Consider the following 20,252-nt stretch of genomic DNA (forward strand, 5'->3'; position numbering starts at 1 on the left):
GGAACGGGCGGCGGATCGCGCAAATTCGGGCGTTTGGCGCCGGTCCGTCGAATCCCGGCCTGAGCGCCCCAACATCAATTCCAGCGCCCGATCCTGTCCTTCGGGGCGCGTCGCTTGCGAGCAAGGAGATCCATCATGGCCTACAGCGACCGCACACATTACACACACGACCCCTATGCCCACAAACTGGGCGCCGACCCGACGCTGCATCCGCCCCGGTCCAGCGGCGGCGCCGTTGCCGGCCTCGGCGTCGCGGTGGGGCTGATCCTGCTGGTGATCGTCGGCACGTCGTTCCTTGGCGGCAATCCCGACAACGCCGCAACGGGCGAGGCGCCGGCCGCGGCCACCGCGCCTGCCGGTGACGTCGCGCCGACCGCGCCGGAAGGCACCGCGGCGCCGGCCGAATAATTCCTTCCCGGCGACCGACGGCGCGCCGCTGCCGCGGCGCGCCATTTCTTGATCCTGCCGGGCCCGCGGTGCCCTTGCACCCCTCGCGGGGCGGGGCTAACCCACGCCCATGCGGATCCTGCGCACACTCGATGAGGTTACGGACGAGGCCCGCGGCGCCACCGCCGCGATCGGCAATTTCGATGGCGTCCATCTCGGCCACCGCGCGGTGATCGACACCGCCCGCGCCGCCGCACCCTGCGCCCCTCTCGGCGTGGTGACCTTCGAGCCGCATCCGCGCGAGGTGTTCCAGCCGGAGGCGCCGCCCTTTCGCCTGACGGGGCCGGAGACGCGCGCCAACCGGCTCGCGAAGCTCGGCGTCGACTGGCTCTTCGAGCTGCCGTTCGACGAGACCCTTAGGGCGCTCTCGCCGAACGCGTTCTGCCGCGACATCCTCTCGCGCGGACTCGGCCTGTCGCACGCCACGACCGGCGCGGATTTCCGCTTCGGCAAGAACCGCGCAGGCCGCATTGAGGACCTGGTGCGCTGCGGTGGCGAGATGGGCTTCGGCGTCTCCACCGCGGAGCTGAAGGAGCTGGGCGGTCTGCGCGTCTCCTCCACCGCGATCCGCACCGCGCTGAGCGAGGGGCGCCCGCGCGATGCCGCCGCGCTTCTCGGGCACTGGCATCGCATCGACGGCCCCGTCCTGCACGGCGAGAAGCGCGGCCGCACCTTCGGCTTTCCCACCGCCAACATGTCGATGGACGGGCTGCACAAGCCCCGCTTCGGCGTCTACGCGGTGCGCGTCGACGTCCTGTCCGGCCCGCATGCGGGCACCTGGGACGGCGCCGCCTCGGTCGGTGTGCGCCCGATGTTCGGCGAGAATGTTGCCAATATCGAAACCTACCTCTTCGACTTCGCCGGCGATCTCTACGGCACGCACCTGTCCGTTGCTCTGGTCGACTTCCTGCGCCCCGAGGCACGGTATGAGGGGGTCGAGACGCTCGTCAGCCAGATGCACGCCGATTGCGCCCGCGCGCGCGAAATCCTGGGCAGCCTGACATGAGCGACCCGATCGACCGCAGCGGCGTCGCCCCCCGGTTCTGGGAAGACAAGCGCCTCGAGGACATGAGCCCGGCGGAATGGGAGGCGCTCTGCGACGGCTGCGGCAAGTGCTGCCTCAACAAGCTTGAGGACGAGGACACCGGCGAGGTGGCGCTGACCCGCGTGGCCTGCCGCCTGTTCGACGATTCCACCTGCCGCTGCGCACGCTACGCCACGCGCCACGCCTACGTGCCCGAATGCATCGTGCTGAGCCCCTCGACGATCGCCGATCACGCCTACTGGCTGCCCGCGACCTGCGCCTACCGCCTTCTGTGGGAGGGACGGCGGCTCGAACCCTGGCACCCGCTGATCTCCGGCACGGCCGAGAGCGTTCACCGCGCCGGTGTGTCGATGCGCCGTGCGACGGTCTCCGAGGCCGCGATCGACGACGAGGACTGGGAAGATCACATCATCGAGGAGCCGGTCTGAGCGCCGCCCGTTCCTTCCGAAAGAGACAGCCATGAACTTCACATCCGACAATGCCGGCCCGGCGCATCCTTCGGTGATCGAGGCGCTGGCCCGCGCCAATGACGGCCATGTCCCGGGCTACGGCGCGGACGACCTCTCGAACCGGGTGCGGGACCGGATCCGCGATCTCTTCGAGGCGCCCGATGCGGCGGTCGAGCTGGTGGCCACCGGAACGGCGGCCAACAGCCTCGCCCTCGCGACGCTCTGCCAGCCGGTCCAGACGGTGTTCTGCACGCCCGACGCGCATATCCACGAAGACGAATGCAACGCCCCGGAATTCTTCACCGGCGGCGCCAAGCTGACGCTCGTGCCCGGCGGCGATGTGATGGACCCCGCGGCATTGCGCACGGCAATCGAGGGCGAAGGCACCCGCGGCGTGCACGGCGCGCAGCGCGGCCCGGTCTCGATCACCCAGATCACCGAGCGCGGCAACCTCTACCCGCTGGAGACGGTGCGCGCCCTCTGCGACGTGGCGAAATCCTTCGGCCTGCCGGTCCATCTCGATGGCGCGCGCTTCGCAAACGCGGCAGTGGCGCTGAACGCCAGCCCGGCCGAGATGACCTGGCGCGCCGGCGTCGACGTCGCCGTCTTCGGCGGCACCAAGAACGGGCTCCTGGGCGTCGAGGCGGTGATCTTCTTCGACCCGGCGAAGCACTGGGAATTCCAGCTGCGCCGCAAGCGCGGCGGGCACCTCTTCTCCAAGTTCCGCTACCTCGCCGCGCAGATGGACGCCAATCTCGAGAACGGCCTCTGGCGCGAGCTCGCCGCCACCGCCAACGCCCGCGCCGCGGACCTCGCCGCAGGCCTTTCGGGCGTTGCGCGCGTGTCCGGCACGCCCCGCGGCAACATGCTGTTCGCGGAGCTTCCTCGCGGCGTTCACATCCGACTGCGCGCCGCCGGCGCTCAATACTACGTCTGGGACGGGGAGGAGCACGGCAACGGCCCGGTCACCGCCCGCCTCGTCTGTGGCTGGTCCACACCCGCGTCCGACGTCGCCCGGTTCATCGAGATCGCCGCCTCCGCCTGATCCTCCGGACCGCATGGCGCACGGCCTACACCGCGCCGGGCGTCCTTCTTCTTCTCGTTCCAAATACTCCGGGGAGCGAGGGGCTGGCCCCTCGCTCCCCTCGCCGGAACCGGCGCGATGACGCTCAGTTCATCTGGAAATGCAGCTCGTAGGCGCCATCGTGGAACGCGCCGAAGAGATCGGGGATGTCGGGATGGTCCACCGGCTCGCCGGAATAGTCGGCCACGAGGTTCTGCTCCGACACGTAGGCGACATAGAAGCTCTGATCGTTCTCGGCCAGCAGGTGGTAGAACGGCTGCTCCTTGGCCGGCCGGCTGTCCTCGGGAATGGATTCGTACCATTCGTCGGTGTTGGCGAATTCCGGGTCGACATCGAAGACGACCCCGCGAAACGGGTGCTTGCGGTGCCGCACCACCTGGCCGAGATTGTACTTGGCACGTTGTGTCTGCATGACTCGTCCTTGCTCATCCGAGACTAGCCCGGTTCTCGACGATTTGTCCAATTGGACGCCCAGATATTGCCGGAAACACTCTGTGCAACTGTTTCCGACAGTTCGGCGACTCGGCGCGATGGCGCGCGATGTCGGTCGTCAGGCCCGGAATTGCAAGTCGCCGCGCCGGAGGTGCCGCGAATTGTGATTTCAACATCCGGCGTGTTTCGCTACACTGGAGCCAATAATCGGCACAGAACCGAGCAGACGAGCAGTCGGAGCGAGAGGCAGATGAACACCTTCCTGCACGCCATCGGGCGCCGTGTACGCGTGCGCACCGGTAATGCATCGCGCACATCGGGGCGCGCCACGAGGCTCCGGGCAATGACGCCGCTCAGGGCCACCGTCATCGTCCTGCTGGCCGCGTCCTGCGGCGGGGGCGGATACAATTCGCCGCCGGACAACCTCGACGATGCCTGCCTGCTCCTGCGCGAGCGGCCGCAATATCACCGCGCCTTCAAGCGGACGGAACGCAAGTGGGGTGTGCCGGTGCACGTGCAGATGGCCACGATCCACCAGGAATCGAAGTTCGACGGCGACGCCCGCACGCCCTTCCGCTACGCGCTCGGCGTGATCCCGTTCGGGCGTCAAAGCTCCGCCTACGGCTATTCCCAGGCGCTCGACGGCACCTGGAAGGAATACCAGGACGGCCCCGGAGGCCGGCGCACCCGGCGCGACCGGATCAACGATGCCACCGACTTCATGGGCTGGTACATGAAACAGACCCGCGACAGCCTCGGCATCCCGCTCTGGGACGCGCGCAATCAGTACCTCGCCTACCACGAAGGCCGGACCGGCTATGCCCGCGGCTCCTACAACCAGAAGGCCTGGCTGGTCCGCGTCGCCGACAAGGTCGACGCCCGGTCCAAGATGTACCAGGCGCAGCTGACCCGCTGCCGCTGATCGGCCCACACCCTCGGCGCCCGGCTTTCATCTGCCCGAAAATATCCCGGGGAGCGCGAGGGGCTGGCCCCTCGCTCTCGCCCTCAGTTCGATGCCGCTCAGTCGCGCTGCTGCATCTCGCCGCGGATGTTGAACTTGCCCGACGCGATCTGCGTCTGCTGAAGGCCGCGCAGCACCACCGTGGTGGACGTGCCGTCCGAGTCGTTGATCACCCATTGACGCAGCTCGACCGGGTTGCCGGTGAACTTCATCTGGATGCTGCCGTATTCGGGATTGCGCGGGTCCTGCGCCGTCACGATGGTCGCGGTGCCGTCGTAGTCGTGCCGCGTGACCATGCCCGCCTGGCCGAGGTTCACGTTCTGCGCCAGGATGATCGACAGTGGCGTCTGGCGCAGCGGGTAGGTCTCGGGCGCGGCGTTCACCTTCTTGTCGAAAACCACGACGGTGCCGTTGTTGGCGATCACCAGCGCCTGTTCCGGCGGATCGTATTCGAACCGCACCTTGCCGGGGCGCTGGATGTAGATCGTCCCGGTGGAAATCGTCTCGTCCGCGTTCACCTGGGTGAACTGGCCGGAGGCCGAGCTGATCCCGTTGAGGTAATTCGAGATCGCCGAAAGCGACAGCTGCTGCGCCGAGGCCGGCAGGGCCGTGGCGACGGTCAGCAGCGCGGCGGCGGCAAGGGTGAGGATGCGCATGGACGTGGGTCTCCTGTCTGGTCCGCCGCCTGTCTGGCAGGTGCGCGGCGGATAAGCGATATCAACCGGATAAAAGCAGCACCGGCGCGCCGATCAAGCCGGCGCCGGCCAGCGCGAAGGCGGCGAGCATCACGATGCCGTCGCGGACCGTGAGCGCGATCCCGAAGAGCGCGATGGCGCTCATCGGCAGGATGGCGGCAAACGGCACCATCTCCAGCGGCGGCACCACGAGGCAGAGGGCGATGATGGCCAGCGCGGCCACCCGCCGCGCGGTGTCCGAGGTCAGCGCGATCAGCCGCCGGCCGAACCGCCGGTCCATCCACCGCGCCGCAGGCCGGATCCAGGCGATGCCCCGGGACAGGTGATCGCCGCGCAGCGATTTCCGGGTGAAGACCTCCGGAAGCCGCAGCTGCCGGCGGCCGATAAGCATCTGCACGGCTGTCACCGCCAGGATCGCGGCGGTGATCGTGGGCAGGGCCGGCACGCCTCCGATCGGACTTATGATAAGGAGAGACAGCGCGAGGAAGACCGGGCCGAAGCCACGTTCCCCGACCGCGGCAATGAGCGTTCCGAGGGTCACGCGCCGCTGCGGGTCGACCTTCGCGTCGAGACGGTCCAGCACCGCCTCCACGGCGCGCCGCCGGCGTGGCCCGGGGGCGTGAGAAGCTGTCTCGGCGCTCTGCATGTGCCGGCAACGCGAAAGGCGCGCGGAGGTTCCCCTGCCGCGCGCCCTCAGCTCGAATCCCCGGCGGCAGGGGAGGGGCCGTGGCCCCCACGCCACCGATCTCTACTGCTCCGGCACCAGGATCTCGCGCTTGCCGACATGGTTGGCGGGGGACACGACTCCCTCGTCCTCCATCTGCTCCACCAGCCGGGCGGCCTTGTTGTAGCCGATGCCGAGCTTGCGCTGGATGTAGGAGGTGGAGCACTTGCGATCCTTGATGACGATCGCCACCGCCTGATCGTAGAGCGCATCCTCCCCGCCGGTATTGCCGCCGGTGTTGAGTCCGAGAACGGCGTCGATGTCGCTGGCCTTCTCGTCCTCGGGGCCCTCGACGACGCCGCCGACATAGTCGGGCGGGCCGAAGGCCTTGAGGTGGTTGACGACTTCCTCGACCTCCTCGTCGGAGCAGAACGGCCCGTGGCAGCGGGTGATCTTCGCCCCGCCGGCCATGTAGAGCATGTCGCCCATGCCCAGGAGTTGTTCGGCCCCCATCTCTCCGAGGATGGTGCGGCTGTCGATCTTCGACGTCACCTGGAAGGAGATCCGGGTCGGGAAGTTCGCCTTGATCGTGCCGGTGATGACGTCCACCGACGGGCGCTGCGTCGCCATGATGAGGTGGATGCCGGACGCCCGCGCCATCTGCGCGAGGCGCTGGATGCAGGCCTCGATCTCCTTGCCGGCGACCATCATCAGGTCGGCCATCTCGTCGACGATGACGACGATATACGGCATCTTGACCGGCTGGATCTCCTCGGTCTCGAAGACAGGATCGCCGGTCTCGTCGTCGAAGCCGGTCTGGACGGTGCGCGAGAACATCTCGCCCTTCTTCAGCGCCTCGTCGACGCGGCCGTTGTAGCCGTCGATGTTGCGCACGCCCATCTTGGACATCTTGCGGTAGCGGTCCTCCATCTCGCCGACGACCCACTTGAGCGCGACCACAGCCTTCTTGGGGTCGGTCACGACGGGGGACAGAAGATGCGGGATGCCGTCATAGACCGACAGTTCGAGCATCTTGGGGTCGATCATCACCAGGCGCAGCTCGTCCGGCGACAGCTTGTAGAGCAGCGACAGGATCATCGTGTTGATCGCCACCGACTTGCCCGACCCGGTGGTGCCCGCGATCAGCAGGTGCGGCATCTTCGCGAGGTTCGCGACCAAAGGATCGCCGCCGATATCCTTGCCGAGCGCGAGCGGCAGCTTGGCGTTGCCGTCGCCGTATTCGCGGCTCGACAGGATCTCGCGGAAGGACACCATCTCGCGGTTGTCGTTGGGCAGTTCGATCCCGATGACGGAGCGTCCGGGCACCGTGGAGACGCGCGCCGACAGCGCCGACATCGACCGCGCGATGTCGTCGGCGAGGCCGATGACGCGGCTTGCCTTCAGGCCCGGCGCCGGCTCGAGCTCGTACATGGTCACGACCGGGCCGGGGCGGACCGACACGATCTCGCCCTTCACGCCGTAATCGTCGAGCACGCTCTCGAGCATCCGCGCGTTCTCTTCCAGCGCCTCGTCCGACAGGTGATGGCGCTGGATGCGATCGGGGCTCATCAGGAGCGACAGCGGCGGCAGCTCGAACTCGGTCTCCGGCTCGTCGAAGGCGAGACGCGGCTCGGCCTCTTCTTGCGCACGCTTCGAGCGCTCCACCGGCTTCGGCGGGGCGGACTGGACGACCTTTTTCGGCTGCGCGACCGGAATGGCCGGACGCTGCGCCGGAGAAGGGGAGGGGGCCTGTTCGGCGCCGTAGCCGTCCTCGTAGATGTTGCCGCCGTCGTCGTCTCCGTCGTCCGTGTCGTCGCGCGTTGCCGGAATTGCGGGCGTGGCCGGGCGCGGCGCGCCCGACTTGCGCGGGATCGCCGGCTGCGGCGCAGCCTCTGCCCCCGCATGTGTCTCCTGCGGGGCGGTATCTCCCGCCGCCCAGGCGTCGAAATCGGCCTCGGTGTCCGCGTCCGCCTCTTCGGCGACAAAGCTGGCGCGTTCTGCCCGCAGCGGCGGGCGGGTGTGGGCGCTATCGCGGTCCTCCCAGCGCTCCGTGGCGGGGGGCGCCGCGCGCTGGGCCGTCAGCACCGGTTCGCGCCGCTCGGGCTGCGCCTGGGCGGCAGTGAGGGGCGGTTCGGCCCGGACGCTGCGGTCGCGTGGCGCGAGATTCGCGATCAGCGGATCGGGCCGGCGGCCGCGGCCCCTGGTCAGCGGCGCTTCCTCGGCGATGCGGGCCTCGGGAGTCTGGCGCAGGCGGGCGCGGATCGCGTCCGAGATCTTCGCGCGCACGCGGTCCTCGGTCGGCGCGCCGATGCCGTCGTCCTCGTCCTGCTGCACATCGGTATCGACCAGCTCCGGCTCGGGCATCGGTTCGCCGCGGCGGATCAGCGACGGCATCCGGCCGAGTAGCCCGCCCCGCTCCGGTTCGGGCTGCGGCGCCGGTTCGGCGGCGGGAGCATCGCGGCGGGCGACCAGCGGCGCGCGGCGCTGCGGCTGGGCCGCCGGCTCCGCCTCTGCCGCCTCGCCGTGGGACAGGCGGCCGAGAAGAGCGGGCAGGCGGGCGAGGAATCCGCCGCGTGGCCGGGACGCTTCCTCTTCCTCGAACACCGCGTCGTCGTCGCCGTCGTCCTCGAACATCGGCTCGGAACGGCGCACGCGCTGGGGCGCCTGTGCGGCGGCCCAGGCGGCGGCCTCTTCGGCCTCCTGCTGACGGCGGGCGCGGCGTTCGGCGTGGGCGTCCTGCATCGCCTGCGCCCCGCGCACCGCGCCGCCGGCGCCGCGGCCGGCCATACGCACGACGGTGGCGTAACTCATCACCAGGCCGACAAGTCCCATGCGCGCGGCATTGGTCAGCTCGCGGCGGGTGAAGCCGATGACGAAGGCGCCCACCAGCAGCACAGCCGCGCCGCAGCCCACGGTCGCGACCTTGAGCGACAGCGCCGGGCCGAGCGGCAGCAATCCCATGACCGATCCCATCGCCACGTCACCGAAGAGCCCGCCGAGCCCGAAGGAATGGTTCCAGTCCGGACCGGCGTTCAGGCCGGCCGCGTAGACGGCGGCGAGCGCCCACCAGATCGGCGTGAAGATCAGCCGGCCGACAGCGCGCTCCTCCCCGCTATGGGTGACGAAGCGCAGGCCCCAGGCGATCAGAACGACCGGCAGCACCCAGTTGCCGGCTCCGAAGATCATGAACAGCGGCGCCGCGACCGCCGCACCGGCAGCGCCCATCCAGTTGCGGACCGGCGCGTCCGTCGCCGACATCCACGACGGATCGTCCGGCGTGTAGCTGGCAAAGGCGGCGGCGGCCATCAGGCCGACGGCGATCAGCGCAAGGCCCAGAAGCTCCTTGCCGCGCCGCTCCAGCGCGTTTGCCATGTCGGTGTCGAACAGGGGGTCGCGCCCCCGCGCCTGATATGCCATGCCTCGCCTCTTCGTCGGTCTTTTTACTTGCCTGTCGGCCATTTACGGATAGAGCGCCCTCGCCAGGCGCGTCAGCCCGTCGGCCGTTTCCTCGCGCGGGGCGACCAGCGCCACGCGAATGTATCCCTTGCCCGGATTGCCGTGTTCGGTGTCCCGCGACAGGTATGCGCCGGGCAGCACGCGCACCCCCGTCTGTTGCCACAGCTTCAGCGCCGCGTCTTCCCCGTCCGCGACCGGCAGCCACAGGAAGAACCCCGCCTCGGGCGCGCGGTAGCCCGGCACATGGCCAAGCGCGCGGTCCGCGACGGCGTATTTCTCCGCGTAGAGCCGGCGGTTCTCGACCACGTGATCCTCGTCCGCCCAGAGCGCGGCGGCCGCGTACTGCAGCGGCAGAGGAAGCGGCGCCCCGGCATAGGCCCGAAGCTGACGCAGCCGCGCGATGCACTCCGGCCCGCCGGCCACGAAGCCCGAGCGCAGCCCGGGCAGGTTCGACCGCTTGGACAGCGAATGAAAGACCACGACCCGCTCGGGGTCCGCGCCCATTTCCTGCGCGACCTCGAGCGCGCCGGGCGGCGGCGTGTCGCGGTAGATCTCGCTGTAGCATTCGTCCGCGAGGATGCGGAAATCGTAGCGTTCGGCCAGCGCGATCAGCCGGCGCCAGTAGTCGCGATCCGCCACCGCGCCCTGTGGATTGGCCGGAGAGCAGATATAGGCCAGCGTGGCGCGGTTCAGCACGTCCTCCGGCAGGCTCTCGTAATCGGGCAGATGGCCCGTCGCCTCCGTGGCGTTGGCAAAGACAGGCTCCGCGCCGACCGACAGAGCCGCGACGGCATAGACCTGGTAGAACGGATTGGGCGAGAGGATCACCGGGCGCTTGCCGTTCTTGGTCTCGGGGCAGAGCGCCATCGCCGCGTTGTAGAGCCCTTCGCGCGTGCCGTTCAGCGCCATCACCTGTCGCTCGGGGTCGAGCGTCACGCCGTAGCGCCGGGCGAACCAGTCGGTCGCGGCCGTCAGCAGTTCCGGCGCCCCCTCGTTGGTGGGGTAACGTCCGAATCCCTCGGCGTGCTCGGCGATGATATCGGTGATCCAGGCAGGAAAGCGGTGCTTCGGCTCGCCGATCGTCATGTGCACGACCGGGCCGCCCGCCGCATGCTCGTCGAGCAGCGCGCGCAGACGCGGGAACGCGTAAGCCGGGAGGGTTGAGAACCGCTCGGGAAACATGACTCGGACTGCCTCGGATCGCGGGGTCGTTGGCGCCCCGTCGTTGACGGCAGGATAGGGGACGACAGGCGCGGCCGTCCAGCGCCGCGTGGCTGCGCCGCCGCGATGTGACCGATAAGCCTCAGGGCAGAGAAAGAAAATTTCCCCGGCGGGAATTGGCCTGCGCGGTTCCGCGCCGCCCGGACGGCGCGAGTCGCGCGCGACTCGACACTGCGGCCGAAGGGCAGCGGTCCGGGCCGGAGCGCGACCCGTGCAGCGTCGGGCCGCGGCGCGGCGATCCGGATAGGCGAGCGGCGTTGCTTGATGGCTGAATTGGCCGAACAAGCTCCGAGCGAAGCGCCATCGTCAGCCAATCCCCGGGCCGGGGGGGCGGCCCGGCGGTGCGCGGCGGCCTGCGGCCTTGCTTCCGCGACCGCCGGACTCGGAGGTCCCGTTACTCCGGCAGCTTCTCGTCGAGGAGCGCCGAGAAATCCTCGTAGTTCATGTTCGAGTGCTTTTCGCCGTCGACGATGAAGGTCGGTGTCGCCTCGACCTCGTCGGCTTCGGCGTTCTCCTGGTACCACGCCACCAGCGAGCGCAGCTTGTCGCCGTCGGTCAGGCAGCTCTCCAGCTCCTCGTTCCCGAGGCCCGCCAGACGGCCGACCTTGCGAAGCTCGTCGGCGATCTCCGCCTCGGAGCCGGCGCGCGCCCATTCGTACTGCCCCTCGAACAGCATGTCGGTGATGCCGAAGAAGCGCTGCGGGTCCTCGCCGCAGCGGGCGATCAGCGATGCCCACATGCCGTACTTGTCGAAATAGACCTCCCGCATGGTGAACGAGATCTTGCCGGTGTCGATATAGTTCGCCTTGAGCTCGCCAAAGACCTGCTGATGGAAGCTGGCGCAGTGCGGGCAGGTGTAGGACGCGTATTCGATCACCTCGACCGGCGCATCGGCTTCGCCGAGCGTCATTTCGGTGATCTCGACTGTCTCGCTCTCTTCGCCGCTCTCCTGCGCAGCGGCGGCGCCCGGCAGCGCTATGCTCGGGGCCGAGGTGTTCACGCCAGCGCCGCTGAGGGCCCAGAACCCGCCGCCGAGAAGAACGGCGGCCAGCGCCGCGGGAAGGATGATCCGTGTCATGGGCAATCTCGTCTCCTTGAGTGGTCTCGGGCCGGCCCGCGCTAGGGGCGCCGCCGCCCCCCGTAGTGGTTCTGCGCCAGACGTTCCAGCGCCGCGCGGAGGCCGTCGTCCGTGACACCCTCTGCCGTGTCGCGCGCCGCCGCCTGCGTGGCCGGATCGGCGTCGGGCGCCTCGTCGCGTGCCCTTCGGTGCACGAAATCCGCCTGGCCTTCGGCAAAGCCGGTCGCGGCGGTCTGGGTGATGCGGATGCGCGAGATCGCGTTGTAGCCGTAGACGGCGTTCACCCGCTCGCGCAGCTTCTCGCGCTCCATGTTCAGCACCGGCGCGGACGCCCCGGTGGTCAGCAGCGTCAGCGTCGCGTCGATGCCGCCGCGACCGTAGCTGACCTCAACCGGCCGGCTGATCGCGGCGATCTTCTCTCCCGCGATCTCGGGCCAATGGGTCAGCAGCCGCGACTGCGCGAAGCCGCGGCTTTCAGACGCCTTGCGAATCCGGCCCTGAAGCAGTTTGCCGGTGCGGGCGAAGCCGTAGGTGGTGGAGGCGCGTGGCATGGTTGCATCCCTCTCGTCGGCGCTATTCTAGTGGCGCGCGCGCCGGGCACCAGTCCCGGCAACCGAAATCAAGGGATCGTCAGACTTGCGTGATACCGCCGCCGCACCCGCGCTCTCGGAGGCGCTTCTCGACTGGTACGACCGCCACGCGCGCCGGATGCCCTGGCGCGTCGGCCCGGCCGCGCGCGCCGCCGGCCTGCGACCCGACCCCTATGCCGTCTGGCTGTCCGAAATCATGCTCCAGCAGACCACGGTCGCGGCGGTCAAATCCTATTTCGAGGCGTTCACCCGCCGCTGGCCCACGGTCGAGGCCCTCGCCGCGGCCGAGGATGCCGATGTCATGGCCGCCTGGGCCGGACTCGGCTATTATGCGCGCGCCCGCAACCTGCTGAAATGCGCCCGCGTCGTGGTGTCCGACCATGGCGGCGCCTTTCCCGCCGATCACGACGCGCTGCTGAAACTGCCGGGCATCGGCCCCTACACGGCGGCGGCGATCTCCGCCATCGCATTCGACATCCCCGCCACGGTCGTCGACGGCAACGTGGAGCGGGTGATGGCGCGCCTTCACGACGAGCACACGCCGCTGCCGGCCGCCAAGCCGATCCTGACGGAGCACGCGCGCGCGCTCACCCCCGCCGCGCGCCCCGGCGATCACGCGCAGGCGGTGATGGATCTCGGCGCGACGATCTGCACCCCGAAGAACCCCGCCTGCGGCCTCTGCCCCTGGCGCCCCGTCTGCGCCGCCTGGGGCGCGGGCACCGCGGCCGAACTGCCCAAGAAGACCCCGAAAAAGGCCAAGCCGGTGCGCCACGGCATCGCCTACCTCGCCCGCCGGGTCGACGGCGCCTGGCTCCTCGAGACCCGGCCCGAGTCCGGCCTTTTGGGCGGTATGCTCGGCTGGCCCGGCAGCGACTGGGTCGGCCTGGAGGACACGCCCCGGCCCGCGCCGCCGATCCAAGCCGAATGGAAGACCCTCGGCGAAGAGGCCCGTCACACCTTCACACATTTCCACCTGCGCCTGGCCCTCTGCACCGCGCTCGTCCCGATGGACCGCACCCCGGGCCGCGGCACTTTCGTTCCGGCAGAGGAGTTCCGCCCGGCCGATCTGCCCACGCTCATGCGCAAGGCCTTCGACCTCGCCCGCCCGCGCTGAGACCGGCGCCGTCCGCGCGTCCCACCCCGGTCGCTGCGCGCGGTCCCGGCTTTCATCTGCCCGAAAATATCCCGGGGAGCGCGAGGGGCTGGCCCCTCGCCCCCGCCACCGGCGCGCCGCCTGGCTCAGCGCACCCAGACCTCCACCCGCCGGTTGGCCTCGCGTCCCCAGGAGGTGTCGTCGCAGGCCATGGGCATCGCCTCTCCGAAGGCGTCGGTGGCGATGGCGAGACGCGCGAAATCCGCCGTCTCCGCGGCGTTGACCACGGCCGCGCGGACCGCCTCGGCCCGTTCGCGGGCGATGTCGAGATTGGCGGCCGCCGGTCCCGCGCCGTCCGAGAAGCCGACGAACAACAACTGTCTCGTATCGTAGCGCCCCGCCTCGATCGACCGGGCGAGCTGATAAACGTTCGAGCGCGACTGCGCGTCGAGCCGCGCCGATCCCGGCTGGAACCGGAACGAGGTCGACAGCCGCTGCATGTCGCCCAGCGTGGAGACCATGCGCTTGAGTTCCGCCAAGCCCTCGCTCCCGCGCGCGACTGTGATGGCATTGGCAAAGCGGTCGCCCTGCAGGTCGACGGGCACCTCTTCGGGCGACTGGTCGACGAAACCGGTCCGCCGGATCACGATCTGCGCCGGCTCCGACCGGGTAAAGCCGAGAAACTCGCGCGCCAGAGCCGGAAGCCGCCGCGCCGGCAGGTAGAGGAACATCGGCGCAGTGAGCGGATAATCCTCGGTCTTGATATTGCGCCGCGTCGCCGCGAGGCCGAAGCCGCATCTTCCGGTCAAAGTCAGTGTCTTGGCGTTGCCCGTTTCCGAAAAGCTGGCAAGTCCCAAGGCGAACGGATCGGCGGCGACCGCCGCGACGAGCGCATCGCTGGTGGCGTGGCGGACGACGCCGTCGGGCAGGGACAGGCGCGCGGGCGCGAGAATCCGGTCGGCAATCCCCTGGCTGAGACCCGAGGCTGCCTCCGGCAGGTGCAGCGTGATGGGCGCGTCGGCGCCGCCGAGACGGTCCCAGCTGGTGACCTTGCCGCCCAGAACGCGGGACAGATCGGCCAGCGAGATGCCCGAGACCGGATTGCTCGGGCTCACCACCGGCACGATCGCGTCGAGCGCGACGATACGGCTGCGATTGGCCTCGTCAAGCACGCCGAGCCCGGCCTCGCGGGCGCGCTCCACTTCCTCGGGTCGGATCTCGCGCAGGGACATGACAATGTCGGCCTTGTCCGCCAGCAGGTCGGCGAAGCCGGTATCGGTGTTGCTGTTGCGGAAGGTGAAGCGCCCCACCGGGCGGTCCTCCTCGGGGTCCGACAGCACGTAGACGAAGCTGCCATCCGGCGTCCCTTCGCGCGTCGCGCCCAGCCCGCGCTTCAGCGCGAATGCCTCGATCAGCGCCGGCATCAGCACCGATCCCAGCGTCGCCGAACCCGAGATCGTCAGCTCGGCCACGTAGTCGGTCAGCGACGGGCAACCGACGCCTTCGCACAGCACGCCCGAACCGTCGACCGTCAGTTCGCCATAGCGCGTCTCGATCCGGTAGAATTCGCCGTCAAAGCCGAGGAGCGTGCCCGACAGCGCGATGGCGCCATCGCGCGAGCGCAGCGTGATATCCTCGGCCGCCGCTGGCCCACCCGCCGACAACGCAAGAAAAAGTGCGGCGAAGATCGCCGCACACGAGTGTCGCATGGAAGGTTCCCGTCAGCCCCGCCGTTAGTTGGACGCGATCTTCAGGTCTTCGATCAGGTTTTTCAACACCAGATAGTCACCCACCGCCTCGCAGTCCGGCATCGCAAGCGTGAGGTCGCGCACGGCGAGTTCCGCGCCGGCGCGGGTGTCGAGCGTCTGGGCCGCGATATCCGCGCCGCAGTTCATCTCGGTCACCTCTGCCTCGACGCTCACGGCGATCTCGCCGTCGCGGACGGAGGTGCCGGCCGGGTAGGAATAAACTTCGGCAAGCCGAGGATCGGGCAGCGAGGCATCGCCGAGTCGGAGCAGGAAGCCGCCCTGGCCGCGCACCGCCTCTTCCAGCGTGCCGGCCGCGTCGTGCCAGACATGGCCGTCGCCAAAATAGTCCGCGCCCCATTCCCGGGCGTGCAGTTCCAGCGCGCTGCGGTCCTGCCATTGCAGCACGACGCGGTCGTAGAAGGGCAGGGAAGAGACGCTCGCCTGCGCCACGGCTCCGCCGCCGTCATCGAAGGAGGCGATGAACACGGCATTTCCCGTCAGCGCCGGCATGTCGATCGTAAGCGCGCCGTCCTCGTCGGTGGTCTCGGTGATCATCAGGCCGCTGTGATGCAGGCTTACGCGGGTGCCGTTGCGGCAGGGCGAGGCCAGTTGCAGGCGCACCAGCGCGCCGGCGATGGGCGTCGCCTCGAGTGTCACCTCGCAATCGAAAGAGGGGCTTTCGGCCTCGCGCGGCAGCGCGTTCAGCTCCGGCGCCGCGTCCAGCGCCGCCAGGTGATGCGGCGTCTCGGGCAACGCCGGCGCGCGGGCCTCCGCGGGCAGATCGGCGATGGCCGCGGGGGCCGGATCCACGGTTGCCGGGCCCGGTGCTCCGGTCGGAGCGACGCCTGCACCGGGGCCGTCCGTGCGCGCAGCGGTATCGACGATCCCGGTGACAACGACGGGACCGCGCGGGGTCATGTCCTCGCCGGGCAGCGTCAGCCCGTATTGCATCACGTAGCCGGTGGCGAGCGCGCAGAACAGCGTGCCGGTCGCCAGGAGTGCCGTCTTACTGCGAATCATGTTCGCCTCCGAGGGGCAAAAGACCGTTTCGAGATCATGAGTGAAGGGGAAAAGGGGCGCCTATGCGGCGTGCGGCAGGACTCTTTCTGGCGTCGCCGCATTTTGTCGACACAATCCCGGCGCCATATTCGCGTCTGGGCGCAGTCGCGCCGCAAAGAGCGGAGCCTGGCGGCGGGTCGCCGAAGCGGCCTCAGCCCTTGTCGCGATCCCATGCGGCGCGGGTGCGCAGCAGGACCGGGCCGTTTGGCCGGATGCGCAGGGCGAGATCCAGCAGGTGCCGTGCCTCGCCGCGGTCGAGCGGCCGCGCCTCGTTGTGCGACAGCGCAGCGCTGCGCAGCGCCGGCAGATCGTCGATGCCGAGCCGCGGTGTCCGCAGGGTCCGGGTTTTCGGATCGTAGTGATCCTCCGACAGGCAGAGATAGTAGATCCGGTTGAGCATCCAGACCGGATCGGCGCCGTCCGGCGCCCGCAGGTCGTGCCGCGCCAGCACCTCGGCGAGCGCCTTTGTCGCGTCCTCGGGCACCTCGTCCAGCCAGCGCCGTGCATCTTCGGCCGTCGCGCCGGCACTGCGGTCGCGATAGGTGATTCCGTGAGTGTCGCGCAGCCAGCCGATGTCGTCGTAGTCGGCAAGCCCGGCGAAGGGTTCCAACGGGATCGGCGCCGCGTTCGCGAAGGTCTCGCGCAGGATGTGCTTGAGCCGCTCATGTGCGCGCAAGAGCTTGGGATCGCCCTGGAAGGCCGGGTTGCCGCAGTTGAACTGCCACAGAAGCCGCAGCGCCGTCGCGGACATCCGGGTGTTCGGCCGCTCCGTGCCGCAGCGCGCGCGGTCGAGGTCCAGAAGCGCGCAGACATCGGCCACCACGTCGGCCTGCGGGAAGCTGTCCGGCCGGTAGTCGCGCACGATGAGACGCGCGCCTGTGGCCTTGGCGGCGGTCAGCACGCCGCGCATGCGCTGCGTCACCCGGCGGGGCAGGTGCCGCGCGCCGCCCTGGATGATCTGCTGCAGGGCGCTGGCCGCATAGTCCGCGGGATCGCGCAGGTAGACGAGAAGGGTGACCGGCCCGGCTTCGGCCAGCCACGCGACCAGGGCCGCGAACTCCGCCCGCGGGAGGGAGGAGACGTCCTCGCCCGAGAAGATCGCGCGGCGCCGGTCGCGCCGCGCCAGCGCGGCGGCGATGTCGGCGCGGGCCTGGTCTCGGCGGGTGTCGATTTCCGCGGCGGTCAGGCCGGCCTTTCGCCAGACGTGGTAGTCCCGGTAGCCGGCCGACACGGCCGTGACCAGCGCGGCGCTCTGATTGGGGCGGCCGAGGGGAGCGTAGAACGTTTCACCGTCGTCATACTCGGACAGCCCGGCCTGGATCGCCGAGCTGCCGGTCTTGTGCATGCCGATATGAAGGACGCTCTCCACTGGGGCGGCACCGCGCCGGCCGCGTCAGGTCAGCCGGCCGTGGCAGTGTTTGAACTTCTTGCCCGATCCGCAAGGGCAGGCTTCGTTGCGGCCCGGATTGCCCCAGGTCGCGGGATCGTTCTCGTCGAAGCCTTCGACCAGCGGCTCGCGTTCGGCCACGGTGGCGCCGGGCTGGGTCGGTTCGGGATAGGGTGTACCCGACGCCGCGGCGGGCGCTTTGTCCGGCGGCGCGCCGGCGCCGGCGGGCTGCGGCGTTGCCGGCTTCTCGGCGGCTGCCGCGTCGGTCGCGCGCGCCTGCTGGCGTTGCAGTTCTTCCATCAACTCGCGGCGCTGTTCGTCGGTCATCGGGCGGATCTGCGCGAGCTTCTCGGTCACGTCCTCGCGCAGCCCGTCCAGCATGTTCTGGAAGAGCTGGAAGGACTCGGTCTTGTATTCGTTCAGCGGGTCGCGTTGCGCATAACCGCGGAAGCCCACGACCGACCGCAGGTGTTCCAGCGTCAGAAGGTGATCGCGCCACTTGCCGTCGATGGTCTGGAGCAGAACCTGCTTCTCGATCTGGCGCATGGTGTCGGGGCCGAAGGCCGCGGCCTTCTCTTCCATGTGCTTGTCGGAGGCTTCCTCGATCCGCTCCCGCACGATTTCCTGATCGACGCCGTCCTCTTCGCCCCAGCTCATCACCGGCACCTCGACGCCCAGCTTCTCGATGCAGGCGGCATAGAGCCCTTCGAGGTTCCACTGGTCGGCATAGGACTTGGGCGGGCAGTAGGTGTCGACGAGATCGTCGATCACCTGATGACGCATGTCCTGGGTGATCTCGGTGACGTCCTCGGCCTCCATGATCTCGCGCCGCTGGGAGAAGACGACCTTGCGCTGGTCGTTCATCACGTCGTCGAATTTCAGAAGCTGCTTGCGGATGTCGAAGTTGCGCCCCTCGACCTTCGCCTGCGCGCGTTCGAGCGACTTGTTCACCCAGGGGTGCACGATGGCCTCGCCTTCCTGCATCCCCAGCTTGCCCAGAACGTTGTCGAGCCGGTCGGACCCGAAGATCCGCATCAGGTCGTCTTCGAGCGACAAATAGAACACCGACCGCCCGGGATCGCCCTGCCGGCCGGAGCGGCCGCGCAACTGGTTGTCGATGCGGCGGCTTTCGTGCCGTTCGGTGGCCAGGACGAACAGGCCGCCGGCCTCGATCACCTTGTTCTCGGTGTCGGCGTGTTCCGCCTCGATCCGGGCGCGGATCTCGTCGGGGTTGCCGTCCGGGTCGGCGGCGAGCGCCTCCATCACCTTGAATTCGACATTGCCGCCCAGCTTGATGTCGGTGCCGCGGCCGGCCATGTTCGTGGCGATCGTCACCGCGCCGGGCAGGCCAGCGTCACCGACGATCTGCGCTTCCTTCTCGTGCTGGCGGGCGTTCAGCACGTTATGCGGCAGCCCCTCCTGCTGAAGGTGCTGCGACAGCATCTCGGATTTCTCGATGGAGGTGGTGCCGACGAGGACGGGCTGGCCCTTCTCGTGCGCCTTGCGAATCTCTTCGACGATGGCGGCGTATTTCTCGCGCGCGGTGCGGTAGACCTGATCGTCCTCGTCCATCCGGGCGATGGGCTTGTTGGTCGGCACCTCGACGACGCCGAGGCCGTAGATCTCCGCGAATTCCTCGGCCTCGGTGGTGGCGGTGCCGGTCATGCCGGAAAGCTTGTCGTAGAGGCGGAAATAATTCTGGAAGGTCACCGAGGCGAGAGTGACGTTCTCGGGCTGGATCTTCACACCTTCCTTGGCCTCGATGGCCTGGTGCAGACCGTCTGACAGCCGCCGGCCCGGCATCATCCGGCCGGTGAACTCGTCGATCAGGATCACCTCGCCGTCGCGGACGATGTAGTCCTTGTCCTTTTGGTAGAGCTTGTGCGCCCGCAGACCCTGGCTGAGATGGTGCACAATTGTCGTCGACTCGGGGTCGTAGAGGGTGCGCCCCTCTTCGATCAGGCCGAGCTGGGCCAGCCGTTCCTCAAGGAACTCGTTGCCCTCGTCGGTGAAGGTCACGTTCCGGGTCTTCTCGTCGAGGCTGTAGAACTCGTCCTTCAGCTCGGGGATCACGCGGTCGATGCTGTCGTAAAGCTGCGAGCGGTCCTGCGCCGGGCCCGAGATGATCAGCGGCGTGCGCGCCTCGTCGATGAGGATGGAGTCGACCTCGTCGACGATGGCGAAGACGTGGCCGCGCTGCGCCATCTGGTTCAGCTCGGACTTCATGTTGTCGCGCAGGTAGTCGAAGCCGAGCTCGTTGTTCGTCGCGTAGGTGATGTCGGCGGCGTAGGCGCTCTTCTTCTCCTCGTCGGGCTGGCGCGGATAGACGACGCCCGTCGTCAGGCCAAGCGCGCCGTAGACCTTGCCCATCCATTCCGCGTCGCGCCGCGCGAGGTAGTCGTTCACGGTGACGATGTGAACGGGCCCGGCCAGCGCGTTGAGATAGGCGGGGAAGGTCGCCACCAGCGTCTTGCCCTCGCCGGTCTTCATCTCGGCGATGTTGCCCTGGTGCAGGAAGATCCCGCCCATCAGCTGCACGTCGAAGGCGCGCAGGCCAAGCGCGCGGCGCGCCGCCTCGCGGCAATTGGCGAAAGCTTCGGGGAGGATGTCGTCGAGGCTCTCGCCGCCGGTCAGGCGGCTGCGGAACTCCTCGGTCTTGGCGATCAGGCCGGCATCGTCCAGCGCTTCGTATTCGGTTTCGAGCGCGTTGATCTTCTCGACCAGCGGGCGCGTCGCCTTGACCTTGCGGTCGTTCGGCGTGCCGAACACCTTGCGCGTGATAGTCCCGATCCCCAGCATGGGCCCACTCTGCCTCTTGACCGTTTCGTGTGCGGCACCGACTT

17 protein-coding genes are annotated in these 20,252 nt (G+C 69.1%); 6 read left to right on the forward strand and 11 right to left on the reverse strand.

Annotated elements, in window-relative coordinates:
* Positions 1 to 135: 135 nt before the first annotated feature.
* The 4 genes from F3H57_RS03905 (at position 136) to F3H57_RS03920 (ending at position 2,986) form a co-directional block, all read left to right on the forward strand.
* Positions 136 to 408: a hypothetical protein gene (locus F3H57_RS03905; protein WP_149754574.1), complete on the forward strand. Its 273-nt coding sequence runs from the start codon at positions 136 to 138 to the stop codon at positions 406 to 408.
* Between the two features lie 109 nt (positions 409 to 517).
* On the forward strand, positions 518 to 1,453 hold the full coding sequence (locus F3H57_RS03910; RefSeq protein WP_149754575.1) for a bifunctional riboflavin kinase/FAD synthetase: 936 nt from the start codon (positions 518 to 520) through the stop codon (positions 1,451 to 1,453).
* The gene (locus F3H57_RS03915; protein WP_149754576.1) at positions 1,450 to 1,920 is read left to right on the forward strand and encodes a YcgN family cysteine cluster protein; all 471 of its coding nucleotides are present in this window, start codon (positions 1,450 to 1,452) and stop codon (positions 1,918 to 1,920) included. Before F3H57_RS03910 ends, F3H57_RS03915 begins: the two co-directional genes overlap by 4 nt.
* A gap of 31 nt (positions 1,921 to 1,951) precedes the next feature.
* Complete coding sequence (locus F3H57_RS03920) at positions 1,952 to 2,986, forward strand: threonine aldolase family protein (RefSeq protein ID WP_149754577.1); 1,035 nt, start codon at positions 1,952 to 1,954, stop codon at positions 2,984 to 2,986.
* Between the two features lie 124 nt (positions 2,987 to 3,110).
* Here F3H57_RS03920 and hspQ read toward each other — a convergent pair whose 3' ends face one another.
* On the reverse strand, positions 3,111 to 3,437 hold the full coding sequence (gene hspQ, locus F3H57_RS03925; RefSeq protein ID WP_149754578.1) for a heat shock protein HspQ: 327 nt from the start codon (positions 3,435 to 3,437) through the stop codon (positions 3,111 to 3,113).
* Between the two features lie 363 nt (positions 3,438 to 3,800).
* Here hspQ and F3H57_RS03930 point away from each other — a divergent pair, with 363 nt between their 5' ends.
* Positions 3,801 to 4,379 (forward strand): transglycosylase SLT domain-containing protein, encoded by a 579-nt coding sequence (locus F3H57_RS03930; RefSeq protein WP_149754579.1) that lies wholly within the window; start codon positions 3,801 to 3,803, stop codon positions 4,377 to 4,379.
* A gap of 98 nt (positions 4,380 to 4,477) precedes the next feature.
* On the opposite strand, the gene F3H57_RS03935 is transcribed toward F3H57_RS03930, so the two are convergent.
* From F3H57_RS03935 to F3H57_RS03960, 6 genes are all read right to left on the reverse strand, one after another.
* Positions 4,478 to 5,074 (reverse strand): LolA family protein, encoded by a 597-nt coding sequence (locus F3H57_RS03935; RefSeq protein ID WP_149754580.1) that lies wholly within the window; start codon positions 5,072 to 5,074, stop codon positions 4,478 to 4,480.
* Between the two features lie 61 nt (positions 5,075 to 5,135).
* The gene (locus F3H57_RS03940; protein WP_188129587.1) at positions 5,136 to 5,705 is read right to left on the reverse strand and encodes an exopolysaccharide biosynthesis protein; all 570 of its coding nucleotides are present in this window, start codon (positions 5,703 to 5,705) and stop codon (positions 5,136 to 5,138) included.
* Positions 5,706 to 5,861: 156 nt separating this feature from the next.
* Positions 5,862 to 9,194 (reverse strand): DNA translocase FtsK, encoded by a 3,333-nt coding sequence (locus tag F3H57_RS03945; protein ID WP_149754582.1) that lies wholly within the window; start codon positions 9,192 to 9,194, stop codon positions 5,862 to 5,864.
* A gap of 42 nt (positions 9,195 to 9,236) precedes the next feature.
* Complete coding sequence (locus F3H57_RS03950) at positions 9,237 to 10,415, reverse strand: aminotransferase class I/II-fold pyridoxal phosphate-dependent enzyme (RefSeq protein ID WP_149754583.1); 1,179 nt, start codon at positions 10,413 to 10,415, stop codon at positions 9,237 to 9,239.
* Between the two features lie 433 nt (positions 10,416 to 10,848).
* Positions 10,849 to 11,532, reverse strand: a complete 684-nt coding sequence (locus F3H57_RS03955; protein ID WP_149754584.1) for a DsbA family protein — start codon at positions 11,530 to 11,532, stop codon at positions 10,849 to 10,851.
* Between the two features lie 41 nt (positions 11,533 to 11,573).
* Positions 11,574 to 12,083, reverse strand: coding sequence for a DUF721 domain-containing protein (locus F3H57_RS03960; protein ID WP_149754585.1), 510 nt, complete (start codon positions 12,081 to 12,083; stop codon positions 11,574 to 11,576).
* Positions 12,084 to 12,168: 85 nt separating this feature from the next.
* On the opposite strand from F3H57_RS03960, the gene mutY reads away from it, so the two are divergent.
* Positions 12,169 to 13,236: an A/G-specific adenine glycosylase gene (mutY, locus tag F3H57_RS03965; protein WP_149754586.1), complete on the forward strand. Its 1,068-nt coding sequence runs from the start codon at positions 12,169 to 12,171 to the stop codon at positions 13,234 to 13,236.
* A 125-nt stretch (positions 13,237 to 13,361) separates the two neighbouring features.
* On the opposite strand, the gene F3H57_RS03970 is transcribed toward mutY, so the two are convergent.
* The 4 genes from F3H57_RS03970 to secA form a co-directional block, all read right to left on the reverse strand.
* Entirely contained in the window at positions 13,362 to 14,924 is a 1,563-nt protein-coding gene (locus F3H57_RS03970) for a substrate-binding domain-containing protein (RefSeq protein WP_149754587.1), read from the reverse strand.
* Between the two features lie 24 nt (positions 14,925 to 14,948).
* Positions 14,949 to 15,983, reverse strand: coding sequence for a translocase (locus F3H57_RS03975; protein WP_149754588.1), 1,035 nt, complete (start codon positions 15,981 to 15,983; stop codon positions 14,949 to 14,951).
* Positions 15,984 to 16,173: 190 nt separating this feature from the next.
* Complete coding sequence (locus tag F3H57_RS03980; RefSeq protein ID WP_149754589.1) at positions 16,174 to 17,391, reverse strand: hypothetical protein; 1,218 nt, start codon at positions 17,389 to 17,391, stop codon at positions 16,174 to 16,176.
* A 24-nt stretch (positions 17,392 to 17,415) separates the two neighbouring features.
* Positions 17,416 to 20,208 (reverse strand): preprotein translocase subunit SecA, encoded by a 2,793-nt coding sequence (secA, locus tag F3H57_RS03985; RefSeq protein ID WP_149754590.1) that lies wholly within the window; start codon positions 20,206 to 20,208, stop codon positions 17,416 to 17,418.
* Positions 20,209 to 20,252: the final 44 nt, after the last annotated feature.

Source organism: Roseivivax sediminis, assembly GCF_900112685.1.
In the GTDB taxonomy this organism is placed as follows: domain Bacteria; phylum Pseudomonadota; class Alphaproteobacteria; order Rhodobacterales; family Rhodobacteraceae; genus Roseivivax; species Roseivivax sediminis.

Coding starts and splice junctions, on each gene's coding strand:
- F3H57_RS03905 (WP_149754574.1), top strand. CDS start 136: ATGGCCTACAGCGACCGCACACATTACACACACGACCCCTATGCCCAC.
- F3H57_RS03910 (WP_149754575.1), top strand. CDS start 518: ATGCGGATCCTGCGCACACTCGATGAGGTTACGGACGAGGCCCGCGGC.
- F3H57_RS03915 (WP_149754576.1), top strand. CDS start 1,450: ATGAGCGACCCGATCGACCGCAGCGGCGTCGCCCCCCGGTTCTGGGAA.
- F3H57_RS03920 (WP_149754577.1), top strand. CDS start 1,952: ATGAACTTCACATCCGACAATGCCGGCCCGGCGCATCCTTCGGTGATC.
- hspQ (WP_149754578.1), bottom strand. CDS start 3,437: ATGCAGACACAACGTGCCAAGTACAATCTCGGCCAGGTGGTGCGGCAC.
- F3H57_RS03930 (WP_149754579.1), top strand. CDS start 3,801: ATGACGCCGCTCAGGGCCACCGTCATCGTCCTGCTGGCCGCGTCCTGC.
- F3H57_RS03935 (WP_149754580.1), bottom strand. CDS start 5,074: ATGCGCATCCTCACCCTTGCCGCCGCCGCGCTGCTGACCGTCGCCACG.
- F3H57_RS03945 (WP_149754582.1), bottom strand. CDS start 9,194: ATGGCATATCAGGCGCGGGGGCGCGACCCCCTGTTCGACACCGACATG.
- F3H57_RS03950 (WP_149754583.1), bottom strand. CDS start 10,415: ATGTTTCCCGAGCGGTTCTCAACCCTCCCGGCTTACGCGTTCCCGCGT.
- F3H57_RS03955 (WP_149754584.1), bottom strand. CDS start 11,532: ATGACACGGATCATCCTTCCCGCGGCGCTGGCCGCCGTTCTTCTCGGC.
- F3H57_RS03960 (WP_149754585.1), bottom strand. CDS start 12,083: ATGCCACGCGCCTCCACCACCTACGGCTTCGCCCGCACCGGCAAACTG.
- F3H57_RS03970 (WP_149754587.1), bottom strand. CDS start 14,924: ATGCGACACTCGTGTGCGGCGATCTTCGCCGCACTTTTTCTTGCGTTG.
- F3H57_RS03975 (WP_149754588.1), bottom strand. CDS start 15,983: ATGATTCGCAGTAAGACGGCACTCCTGGCGACCGGCACGCTGTTCTGC.
- secA (WP_149754590.1), bottom strand. CDS start 20,208: ATGCTGGGGATCGGGACTATCACGCGCAAGGTGTTCGGCACGCCGAAC.